The organism is Streptomyces sp. NPDC127092 (assembly GCF_042722475.1).
Classification (GTDB): Bacteria; Actinomycetota; Actinomycetes; order Streptomycetales; family Streptomycetaceae; genus Streptomyces.
Genome location: NZ_JBHXFE010000014.1, coordinates 81,934 through 91,564, shown reverse-complemented (window position 1 = coordinate 91,564; position 9,631 = coordinate 81,934). Strand labels below are relative to the sequence as shown.

Sequence of the window (9,631 nt, the reverse complement as noted above, 5' to 3'; positions counted from 1 at the left end):
GAGGGAGGGTGGTGGGTTTGGGTGTTTGGGGGGAAGGGAGGAAAAGAGGGGGGGAGATTCCTCCCAAAGGGGGGGGGGCTCCCTCTCTCTCCCCCCCCCCCCCCACTGTCGTATCGGGGACTTTTGCGCCCCCGGACCGCCGGGTAAGGTTAGGTTAGCCTTATCGATCTCGGCGGGAGGTGAACCGCGTGTACGTCTGCTCATGTTTCGCAGTCACGGAGAAGCAGGTCAAGGAGCATGCGGAAGCCGGCGCCTGCACTCCTCGCCAGATCGCCTCCGCCTGCAAGGCGGGCACCGACTGCGGATCGTGTGTACGACGCATTCAGGCCATTCTCGGACGCGGCAACTGCCCGCGCCGTGAGCTCGTGGACCAGGGCATGCCGGCGCTGACGGCGGAGGTCACCGAGGTGACCGAGACCGCCGGGATCACGGAACTGCGCGAAGCCGCCTAGAGCCCCTCTCGGGCGCCGGCTCCGGGCGCTCGTCCGGGATCAGCTCGGCTGCTCGATGAGGGTGGAGCAGTACAGCGCCTCTCCCAGCTGCTCGATCAGCTCCAGCTGCGTGTCGAGGTAGTCGATGTGGTGCTCCTCGTCCGCCAGGATGTCCTCGAAGAGGTTCGCCGAGGTGATGTCGCCCTTGGCGCGCATGACCTCGATCCCGCGCTTGAGCCGGTCGATCGCCTCCACCTCGACCTGACGGTCGGCCTCGAACATCTCCTTGACCGTCTGGCCCACGCGGACGTGGAAGAGCCGCTGGTAGTTGGGCAGGCCGTCGAGCATGAGGATGCGCTCGGTCAGCTTGTCCGCGTGCTTCATCTCGTCGATGGACTCTTCGCGGGTGTACTTGGCGAGCTTGGTCCAGCCCTTGTTGTCCTGGATGCGGTAGTGCAGCCAGTACTGGTTGATCGCCGTCAGCTCGCCGGTCAGCTGCTCGTTGAGGAACTCGAGGACCTCGGGGTCGCCCTGCATCGCTTCAGGATCCTTCCACGCATGTCGGTGCCGCCACTGGGCAGGATGGCCGCATCCTCGCAGCACGAATGGGTGGCGTCCAGTAAGTACAGGCTTACTGTGGGTTGCCTTAATTGTCAGAATATCCCCAGGGATGTCGAGGCATGGCTGGTCATGACCACCCCTCGCGGTCTGTCACCATGGATGACATGGGTCAGCCGGAGGGCGGAGCACGCCGGGAAACAGGAGTGGCGGTTTCGTCGGATCTGCCGCCGGGGCAGCGGCTCCAGCGCGGCTGGCCGGTGACCCACTACGGCCCCGTTCCCCGGTTCAAGCCGGAGCGCTGGGAGTTCCGGGTCTTCGGGGCGACCGCCGACGGCGACAAGCGCTGCTGGAACCACGAGGAGTTCTCGGCGCTGCCCTTCGCCACCGTCGTGGCGGATCTGCACTGCGTGACGAAATTCAGCATGCTCGGGGCCGAATGGGGTGGTGTGCCCGCCCGTACGCTCCTGGAGCTCGCCCCGCCCGCGCCGAACGTCACCCACGTCATGGTCTGGGCGGAGTACGGCTACAGCGCCAACATGCGGCTCGCCGACTTCGCCTCGGAGCGCACCATCTTCGCCACCCACAAGGACGGCGAACTGCTCACCGCCGAACACGGCTTCCCGCTGCGGCTCGTGGTGCCGCACCTGTACGCCTGGAAGGGCCCCAAGTGGGTCCGGGGCGTGGAGTACATGGCCGCCGACCGGCGTGGCTTCTGGGAGGAGCGCGGGTACCACAACATCGGTGACCCGTGGACGGAGCAGCGCTACTCGTACCAGGAGGAGCCGGGCGACGGCCCTGAGCTCTGACGTCCTCGCGGCCGTCAGCGGTGGTACCGGCCGTCAGTGGTGGTACTGGTGGACGACGGCGTGGCCCTTGCCGCGGCCGATCATCCACTTGTTGACCGGCGTGGTGATCACGAAGGCGGCGGCCAGCGCGATGGCGAGCACGATCCAGAACAGCGGCTCGGAGAGGTGGGCGTCCATGGCGCCGGGCCACAGGGCGATCACGCCGTTGTCGATGATCTCCATGACCGCGATGGACAGCGTGTCGGCGGCGAGCGCGACCTTGAACGCGGTCTTGAAGTCGACGCCGGCCTTCAGGATGCCGCGCAGGGTGAGCGCGTAACCGAAGAAGAACGCCAGGATGATCGCGAGCACCATCGTCGGCAGGTTCCCCCAGCCGAACGCGGTGCCGATGACCATGCCGAGCACCTCGCCGATGGCGCAGCCGGTGAGGCAGTGGAGGGTGGCCTGGGCGGCCGTCGACCAGGACACCTTGCCGTGCCCGTGGTGGTGCTGGTGCTGCTCGTGGCCCTCGTGGGTGGCGTGCTGCTGGTGTGCGGCGTGGTCCTCGTGAGCGGCGTGGTGTTCGTGGGTCTGGTGCTGCTCGTGGTGGGCGTGCGCTTCGTGCTGCATGAGTGCCCCCAAGTTCGGGTAGCGGTTCCTCCGTACTCAGGAACCGTATACCCCCCTAGGGTATTCCTCAACGGGAATTCAGATCCGCAGCTTCTTCAGCAGCTCCACGTCCGCCTTGTGCCCCTGCGGTCCGCCGGGAGTCTCGATGACCAACGGCACGCCGTCGGTCGCGGGGTGGCCCAGCAGGTTCCGGAACGCGTCCTGGCCGATGTGACCGGCCCCGATGTTGGCGTGCCGGTCCTTGTGCGCCCCCACGACGTCCTGGGAGTCGTTGGCGTGGATCAGCTTCAGCCGGCCCTCGCCGACCACCCCCACCAGCTCGTCGAGCGTGCGGGCCGCGCCGTCGGGACCGGTCAGGTCGTGCCCCGCGGCGAAGACGTGACAGGTGTCGAGGCAGATTCCCAGCTTCGGGTGGTGGTCGAGGGCGTCGAAGTACGGCCCGAAGTCCTCCGCCGTCGAGCAGAGCGAGAAGCCCTGCCCGGCCGTCGACTCGATGAGCAGGTCCGGGTCGTCCTCGTGCGTCAGCTCGTCGAGCAGCGGCAGCATCCGCTCCCGCACCTGCGCCAGGGCCTCGGCGCGCGGCCGGCCCCCGGTCGCCGAGCCGGTGTGCACGACCACGCCCCGGGCGCCGATCTGCCGCGCGCGGCGCAGTGAGTGCCGCAGCGAGTCCACCGACCTCTCCACGGTGGCCTCGGTGTGCGAGCCGAAGTTGATCAGGTACGGGGCGTGGACCCAGGCCGACAGGCCCTCGGCCGCGCAGCCGGCCCGGAACAGCTCGTCCTGGGCCGGGTTGCCGGCCGGGGTGGCCCAGCCGCGCGGGTTGGCGACGAAGACCTGCACCGTCTCGGCGCCGAGCTCCCGGGCGTACCCGAGACCGACCGTGGCGAGACCGCCGGCCACGGGGACATGGCCGCCGACGGGGTTGCGCATGAGTTCCTACAGTCCCTTGATCGTGATGGCGATGGTGGAGCCCTCGGCGGCCGTGGAGCCGCCCTCGACGGACTGGCCCGTGACCGTGTCGCCGAGGAACGGGAAGGTCTTCTCGACCTTCACCTCGAAGCCGGCGTCCTCCAGCTCGGTGCGGGCCTCGTCGGCCGACATGCCGACCACGTCCGGGACCTCGACCATCTTCGGTCCCTTGGAGACGGTCAGCGTGACCGTGTCGCCCTTCGCCGCCCGGCTGCCCTCGGCGAGGGACTGCGCGGCGACGGAACCGGCCTCCTCGGGCGAGTTGATCTTCTCCGGCGCGACGACGACCTTCAGACCGGCTTCCTGGAGCGTGGCGGTGGCGTCCTCGACCGACTCGCCGGTGACGGCGGGCACGTCGATCGGCGTGCCCTTGCTGACCACGAGCGCGACGGCCGAGTCGGGGCTGCGCTCGGTGCCCGGCTCGGGGTCGGAGCCGATCACGGCGCCCTGCGCGACCGAGTCGCTGAACTCGTACGTGATGACGCCGGTCGCCAGGCCCTCCTCGGCCAGGGTCTTCCTGGCCTCGGCGAGCGGCGTCCCCTTGAGGTTCGGGACCTTCACGATCCGCGGGCCGCGGGACAGCGTGAGCGTCACCGTGCCGTTGCCGCGGATGCGCTCGCCGGGCGCCGGGTCGACGGCCATGACGGTGCCGCGCTCGTACACGTCGCTGAACGCCCGCTCGGTCGTCCCCACGTCGAGCCCGGCGTCCGCCAGGCGCTTCGTGGCCTGCGCCTCGGTCTGGCCGAGGACGGCGGGGACGCGCGTGAACTGGCCGGAGTTGATGTACCAGACGCCGGTCCCGATGCCGAGGGCGAGCAGGACGGCGGCGACGACGAGGAGCGGCCCGCGCGGGCGGCGCCTCGGAGCGGGCGCCGCCGTCGCCGTCGCCGCCTCGGCGGCGGCCGGCGGCAGCACGCTGGTGTGCTCCACCGGGAGCGGCTGGACGCGCGGGATGACGGAGGTCCGGTCCTCGGCGCCGCCGCCCTCCGGCTCCGCCTGGGCGCGGGCCTGCGGGGGCACGGCGTCGAGCTGCTCGTCGCCGAGCGCGGCGCGGGCCTCCCGGGTCCGGGCGAGCAGGTCCACCGCGTCGTACGGCCGCAGGTCGGGATTGCGCGCCGTGGCGCTCGCCACCAGCTCGTCCAGCTCCACGGCGAGGCCGGGGACGGCGGCGGAGGGCGCGGGCACGTCGGTGTTCAGGTGCTGGTAGAGCACCTGGGCCGGGGTGTCGCCGGAGTGCGGCTTGCCGCCGGTCAGCATCTCGTACAGGACCACACCGCACGCGTACACGTCGGCACGGGTGTCGGCGGTGCCGTGCTCGATCTGCTCCGGCGCAAGGTACGAGACGGTGCCGAGGACCGAGCCGGTGGTGTCGGTGTTCGAGCCCACGGCCCGGACCAGCCCGAAGTCGGCGACCTTCACCCGGCCGTCGTCCCCTATCAGGACGTTCTCCGGCTTCATGTCCCGGTGCACGAACCCGGCCCGGTGCGCGGCGCCGAGCGCGGCGAGCACCGGCTCCAGGACGTCGAGCGCGGCCCGCGGCCGGAGGGCTCCGCGCTCGCGCAGGACGTCGCGGAGGGTGCAGCCGGCGACGTACTCCATCGCGAGGTAGACGTACGCGCCGTCCGCGCCCTGGTCGAAGACGCCGACGACGTTGGGGTGCGAGAGGCGCGCGACGGACTTGGCCTCGCGCATGAACCGCTCCACGAACGCGGCGTCCGTGGCGAGGTCCGGATGCATCACCTTGAGCGCGAGCACCCGGTCGAGCCGGGTGTCCACGGCCCGGTAGACCGTGGCCATCCCGCCGACGGCGACACGCGCGTCGACGCGGTAGCGGCCGTCGAGCAGCCGCCCGACGAGGGGGTCCTGAAGGGTCGTGTCCACGGCGTCGAGTCTACGAGGGCCCCGGACCCGCCCCGGCCCCCGCGCCCGTACTGCAGCGCAGCTGTGACGAGGGGGCCGGGCGCGGGGGAGCCGGGGCGGGACCAGGCCCGTACCGGTCGGTCCTAGAAGGCGGGGCGCTCCGGGTCCAGGTGGGCGCGGCCGGCGTGCGGGGAGGACGGTTCGGCGAAGTGGCGGCGCGGGATGCGGCCCGCGCGGTGGGCCAGGCGGCCCGCCTCGACCGCGTGGCGCATCGCCTCGGCCATCAGGACGGGCTCCTGCGCGCGCGTGACCGCGGACGCCAGCATCACCGCCGCGCAGCCCAGCTCCATGGCCTGCGCCGCGTCCGATGCCGTCCCCGCCCCCGCGTCGAGGATCACCGGAACGCCCGCCCGGTCCACGATCAGCTCGAAGTTGTGCGGGTTGCGGATGCCGAGGCCGGAGCCGATCGGCGAGCCCAGCGGCATGATCGCCGCGCAGCCGACGTCCTCCAGCTTCCGCGCGAGGACCGGGTCGTCGTTGGTGTACGGCAGCACGACGAAACCGTCGTCCACGAGCGTCTCGGCGGCGGCGAGCAGCTCCTCGCCGTCCGGCAGCAGGGTCCGCTCGTCGGCGATGACCTCCAGCTTGATCCAGTCGGTGCCCAGCGCCTCCCGCGCGAGCCGGGCGGTGAGCACGGCCTCGCCGGCCGTGAAGCAGCCCGCCGTGTTCGGCAGCACCTGGATGCCGAGCCGCTCCAGGACCGACAGGACCGAGCCCCGGACCGTCGGGTCGAGACGGCGCATCGCGACCGTCGTCAGCTCCGTGCCGCTCGCGACGAGCGAGCGCTCCAGGACCTCGAGGCTGGGCGCCCCGCCCGTACCCATGATCAGCCGGGACGAGAACTCCGTACCGCCCATCAGGAACACGTCGTCGGACATCGCGCTCAGCCTCCCTGCACCGCGGTCAGGACCTCGACCCGGTCGCCGTCGCCGAGCAGGGTCGCGGCCCACTGGCTGCGCGGGACCACGGTCTCGTTCACGGCGGCGGCCACTCCGGAGGGGGCCGTGGTGAGGGTGGCGACGAGGGCGTCGAGGGAGAGCGGGCCGTCCAGGGCCCGGGACTCCCCGTTCACGGAGAGGGACAGGGGCGCGTTCATGCGTGCTCCAGGTGGGCGGAGGAGAAGCGGCGGGCGGTGAAGGGGCGTGCCTCGTCCGGCAGCGTGCCGGTGGTCAGCGCCTCCGCCATGACGTCGCCGGTGACCGGGGTGAGCAGCACCCCGTTGCGGTAGTGGCCGGTGGCCAGGTGCAGCCCGGGCAGGGCGCTGGGGCCGAGCAGCGGCGCGTTGTCGGGCGAGCCGGGCCGCAGCCCGGCGCGGGTCTCGGTGAGGGGCAGCTCGGTGATGCCCGGGACCAGCTCGTGCGCGTCGCGCAGCAGCTCGTACACCCCGCCGGCGGTGACGGTGGTGTCCCAGCCGAGCTCCTCGCTGGTGGCGCCGACGACCAGCTCGCCGTTCTCGCGCGGCACGAGGTAGACGTGGCTGCCGCGGACGACCGCCCGGACCGTCCGGGACAGGAACGGCGCGTACGCGGGCGGCACCCGCAGCCGCAGCACCTGCCCCTTCACGGGCCGCACGGGCGGCAGGACCCTCTCCGGCACGCCGGCGAGCCGCCCGCTCATGCTGCCGGCGGCGAGGACCACCTGCTCCGCGGCCGGCTCGGTGCCGTCCGCGAGCACCGCGCCCGCCGCCCGGTCGCCCGCCACGGTGAGCCGCTCCGCGTGCGAGCGGTGGAAGACCACCCCGGCCCGCTCGCACGCCACCACGAGGGCGTCGGCGAGCCGCCGCGGGTCGACCTGGTGGTCGCCGTCCACCCGCAGGCCGCCCCGCACGCCCGGCGCCAGCATCGGTTCCAGGCGGCGGCACTCGCGGCCGCTCAGCCACTCGGACGCGAGCCCGCAGCGGGTCTGCAGCGCGTGGAGTTCGCGCAGGTGGGCCCGGTCGTCGGCGTCGAGCGCGACGGCGAGCGTGCCGCAGGCGCGGTAGCCGACGTCCATGCCGCCGGTCGCCTCGGCGAGCTCGGCGACGAAGTCGGGATAACGGCGGGCGGAGGCCAGGTTGAGGCCGAGCAGGGTCTCCTCGCCGTAGTGGAGTTCGGTGACGGCGGCGAGCATGCCCGCCGCCACCCGGGCGGCCCCGCCGCCCGGCTCGGGGTCGGCCACGGCGGTGCGCAGCCCGCGCTGCGCGGCGCGCCAGGCCGTGACCAGGCCGATGATGCCGCCCCCGACGACGAGAACGTCCGAGGTACTGCGTGTACGCGACATGGGCGTCCAGCCCCTCCCTTCGCCGGCATGACCCGGATCAGGTTCGTACGGTCGGAGGCCGGCCAGCCTCCCTCTCAGCCCGGTCCGTCCGGGCTCCCGCGAGTGCTTTACGGCGGCCAGACTAACCGCCGGGACCCGACCGCCGCAGGACCCCTCCCTTCCTGACGTCCCGTCAGGTGAATAGAGTGGCCGGGTGAGCGAGCAGAGCGAGCAGCAGCAGGCCGGGGACCCGTCGCAGCAGCGGTCACCCGACCGGACCGAACGGCACGTCGTGATCGCCGGCGCCGGGATGGCGGGCGTCCAGACCGCGGTCGCCCTGCGCGAGCAGGGCTTCACCGGCCCCGTCACCCTCGTCGGCGCCGAACCCCACCAGCCCTACGACCGGCCCCCGCTGTCCAAGGCGGTGCTGCTCGGCAACGCCGAGGGCTCCGCCTTCGACGTCGACTTCGCCGCCCTCGACGTCGACCTCCGCCTCGGCGTCGAGGTCACCGGCCTGCGCGCCGCCGACCACGAGGTCGACACCGAGGCCGGCCCCGTCCCCTACGACGTCCTCGTCGTCGCCACCGGCGCCCACCCGCTCACCCTGCCCGGCTCCGAAGGCGTCCCCGGCGTCCACCTGCTGCGCACCCTCGACGACGCCGCCCGGCTCAGGCCCGTCCTGGAGCGCCGCCACGACATCGTCGTCGTCGGCGCCGGCTGGATCGGCGCCGAGTTCACCACCGCCGCCCGGCAGGCCGGCTGCGCCGTCACCGTCGTCGAGGCCGCCGGCCGCCCGCTCGCCGGAGCGCTGCCGGCCGAGGTCACCGCGCCCATGGCCGCCTGGTACGCCGAGAGCGGCGCCGAACTCCGGCTGCACGCGCGCGTGGAGCACGTCGAGAAGGGCCGGGTCGTCCTCACCGCCGACTCCGACGACTTCGGCGCCACCGGCGAGACCCTCGAACTGCCCGCCGACGCCGTCGTCGTCGGCATCGGCGCCCGCCCCGCCACCGGCTGGCTCGAAGGGTCCGGCGCCGCCCTCGACCCCAGCGGCGCGCTCACCGCCGACGACCACCTGCGCACCTCGCTGCCCGACGTGTACGCCGTCGGCGACTGCGCCTCCTTCCCGTCCGCCCGTTACGGCGAACGGCTCCTCGTCCACCACTGGGACAACGCCCTCCAGGGCCCCCGGACCGTCGCCGCCGGGATCGTCGGCGAGGCACCCGAGCCGTACGACCCGGTGCCCTACTTCTGGTCCGAGCAGTTCGGCCGCTTCGTCCAGTACGCCGGACACCACGGCGCCGCCGACACCCTGCTGTGGCGCGGCGACCCGGCCGACGAGACCTGGACGGTCCTGTGGCTGCGCGACGAGACCCCGGTCGCCCTGCTCGCCGTCGGCCGGCCGCGCGACCTGGCCCAGGGCCGCAGGCTGATCGAGCACGGCACTCCCGTCGACCCGGCGCGGGCCGCCGACCCCTCCGTACCTCTGAAGGCGGCAGTCCGGTAGGGCCCGACTACCGACTGTCAGTCCAAGATGGCAGGCTTGTCCCGTGACCGAGATTGACGCAAAGATCGATGCTCTCGTCCCCGCCTGGCTCTACCTGCCCGACATCGCCGAGATGCTCGACGTCGAGGTGACGCGCGTGCGGCAGCTGGTCAAGGAGGGCCAGCTCATCGCCGTGCGCCGCGAAGTGCGCCCCGGCGAGAAGATCCTCCAGGTGCCGGCCGCCTTCATCCAGGACGGCAAGGTCGTCAAGGGCCTCTCCGGCACCCTGACGCTCCTGAGGGACGACGGCTTCAGCGACGAAGAGATGCTGGAGTGGCTCTTCACTCCGGACCCGACCCTGCCGGGCACGCCCGCGCAGGCCCTCGGCGAGAACCGCGGCACGGAGGTGAAGCGCCGCGCCCAGGCGCTCGCCGTCTGACGGCAGCCGCCGTCCGACGTACGCTCGCCGAGCCGCACCGAAGACACCACCAGCGGTGCCGCGGGGGGGGGCGAAGCTCCCCCGGGGGCCCGCAACCGAAACCCCCCCCCAGGGGGGAAACACACCCCCCCCCCCCCCCCCACCCTTCCCCCCCCCCCCCCCCCCCCTTCCCCCC

11 protein-coding genes and 1 riboswitch are annotated in these 9,631 nt (G+C 72.8%); of the genes, 4 read left to right on the top strand and 7 right to left on the bottom strand.

Annotated elements, in window-relative coordinates; translation table 11 throughout:
* Positions 1-179 precede the first annotated feature (179 nt).
* The gene (locus tag ACFWJO_RS14350) at positions 180-452 is read left to right on the top strand and encodes a bacterioferritin-associated ferredoxin (RefSeq protein WP_386865011.1); all 273 of its coding nucleotides are present in this window, start codon (positions 180-182) and stop codon (positions 450-452) included.
* 39 nt (positions 453-491) lie between these two features.
* On the opposite strand, the gene bfr is transcribed toward ACFWJO_RS14350, so the two are convergent.
* Entirely contained in the window at positions 492-968 is a 477-nt protein-coding gene (bfr, locus tag ACFWJO_RS14345) for a bacterioferritin (protein ID WP_384420772.1), read from the bottom strand.
* Between the two features lie 188 nt (positions 969-1,156).
* Between bfr and ACFWJO_RS14340 the strand changes: the two genes are divergently transcribed.
* Positions 1,157-1,798, top strand: coding sequence for a sulfite oxidase-like oxidoreductase (locus ACFWJO_RS14340; RefSeq protein WP_386865010.1), 642 nt, complete (start codon positions 1,157-1,159; stop codon positions 1,796-1,798).
* Between the two features lie 33 nt (positions 1,799-1,831).
* Here the strand turns inward: ACFWJO_RS14340 and ACFWJO_RS14335 are convergent, their stop codons facing one another.
* The 6 genes from ACFWJO_RS14335 to thiO all read right to left on the bottom strand — a co-directional run bounded on the left by ACFWJO_RS14335 (position 1,832) and on the right by thiO (position 7,555).
* Positions 1,832-2,407 carry a DUF4396 domain-containing protein gene (locus tag ACFWJO_RS14335; RefSeq protein ID WP_386865009.1) on the bottom strand — a complete coding sequence of 192 codons (576 nt, stop codon included), beginning with the start codon at positions 2,405-2,407 and terminating at the stop codon, positions 1,832-1,834.
* Positions 2,408-2,485: 78 nt separating this feature from the next.
* Complete coding sequence (locus tag ACFWJO_RS14330; RefSeq protein ID WP_386865008.1) at positions 2,486-3,337, bottom strand: deoxyribonuclease IV; 852 nt, start codon at positions 3,335-3,337, stop codon at positions 2,486-2,488.
* 6 nt (positions 3,338-3,343) lie between these two features.
* Positions 3,344-5,257 (bottom strand): Stk1 family PASTA domain-containing Ser/Thr kinase, encoded by a 1,914-nt coding sequence (gene pknB / locus ACFWJO_RS14325; protein ID WP_386865007.1) that lies wholly within the window; start codon positions 5,255-5,257, stop codon positions 3,344-3,346.
* Between the two features lie 122 nt (positions 5,258-5,379).
* The gene (locus ACFWJO_RS14320) at positions 5,380-6,174 is read right to left on the bottom strand and encodes a thiazole synthase (RefSeq protein ID WP_386865006.1); all 795 of its coding nucleotides are present in this window, start codon (positions 6,172-6,174) and stop codon (positions 5,380-5,382) included.
* 5 nt (positions 6,175-6,179) lie between these two features.
* Complete coding sequence (gene thiS, locus ACFWJO_RS14315) at positions 6,180-6,392, bottom strand: sulfur carrier protein ThiS (protein WP_384420762.1); 213 nt, start codon at positions 6,390-6,392, stop codon at positions 6,180-6,182.
* On the bottom strand, positions 6,389-7,555 hold the full coding sequence (gene thiO / locus ACFWJO_RS14310) for a glycine oxidase ThiO (RefSeq protein ID WP_386865005.1): 1,167 nt from the start codon (positions 7,553-7,555) through the stop codon (positions 6,389-6,391). The genes thiS and thiO overlap by 4 nt, the downstream gene beginning before the upstream one ends.
* A riboswitch (TPP riboswitch) is annotated at positions 7,553-7,665 on the bottom strand. (Overlaps the previous gene by 3 nt.)
* An 83-nt stretch (positions 7,666-7,748) precedes the next feature.
* Here thiO and ACFWJO_RS14305 point away from each other — a divergent pair.
* Positions 7,749-9,038 (top strand): NAD(P)/FAD-dependent oxidoreductase, encoded by a 1,290-nt coding sequence (locus tag ACFWJO_RS14305; RefSeq protein WP_386865004.1) that lies wholly within the window; start codon positions 7,749-7,751, stop codon positions 9,036-9,038.
* Positions 9,039-9,081: 43 nt separating this feature from the next.
* Positions 9,082-9,456 carry an Rv2175c family DNA-binding protein gene (locus ACFWJO_RS14300; RefSeq protein WP_384420757.1) on the top strand — a complete coding sequence of 125 codons (375 nt, stop codon included), beginning with the start codon at positions 9,082-9,084 and terminating at the stop codon, positions 9,454-9,456.
* Positions 9,457-9,631 lie beyond the last annotated feature (175 nt).

Excerpts from the sequence above, each read along its gene's own strand:
- bfr (WP_384420772.1), bottom strand. The coding sequence starts at position 968 with ATGCAGGGCGACCCCGAGGTCCTCGAGTTCCTCAACGAGCAGCTGACC.
- ACFWJO_RS14340 (WP_386865010.1), top strand. The coding sequence starts at position 1,157 with ATGGGTCAGCCGGAGGGCGGAGCACGCCGGGAAACAGGAGTGGCGGTT.
- ACFWJO_RS14330 (WP_386865008.1), bottom strand. The coding sequence starts at position 3,337 with ATGCGCAACCCCGTCGGCGGCCATGTCCCCGTGGCCGGCGGTCTCGCC.
- thiO (WP_386865005.1), bottom strand. The coding sequence starts at position 7,555 with ATGTCGCGTACACGCAGTACCTCGGACGTTCTCGTCGTCGGGGGCGGC.
- thiS (WP_384420762.1), bottom strand. The coding sequence starts at position 6,392 with ATGAACGCGCCCCTGTCCCTCTCCGTGAACGGGGAGTCCCGGGCCCTG.
- ACFWJO_RS14335 (WP_386865009.1), bottom strand. The coding sequence starts at position 2,407 with ATGCAGCACGAAGCGCACGCCCACCACGAGCAGCACCAGACCCACGAA.
- ACFWJO_RS14320 (WP_386865006.1), bottom strand. The coding sequence starts at position 6,174 with ATGTCCGACGACGTGTTCCTGATGGGCGGTACGGAGTTCTCGTCCCGG.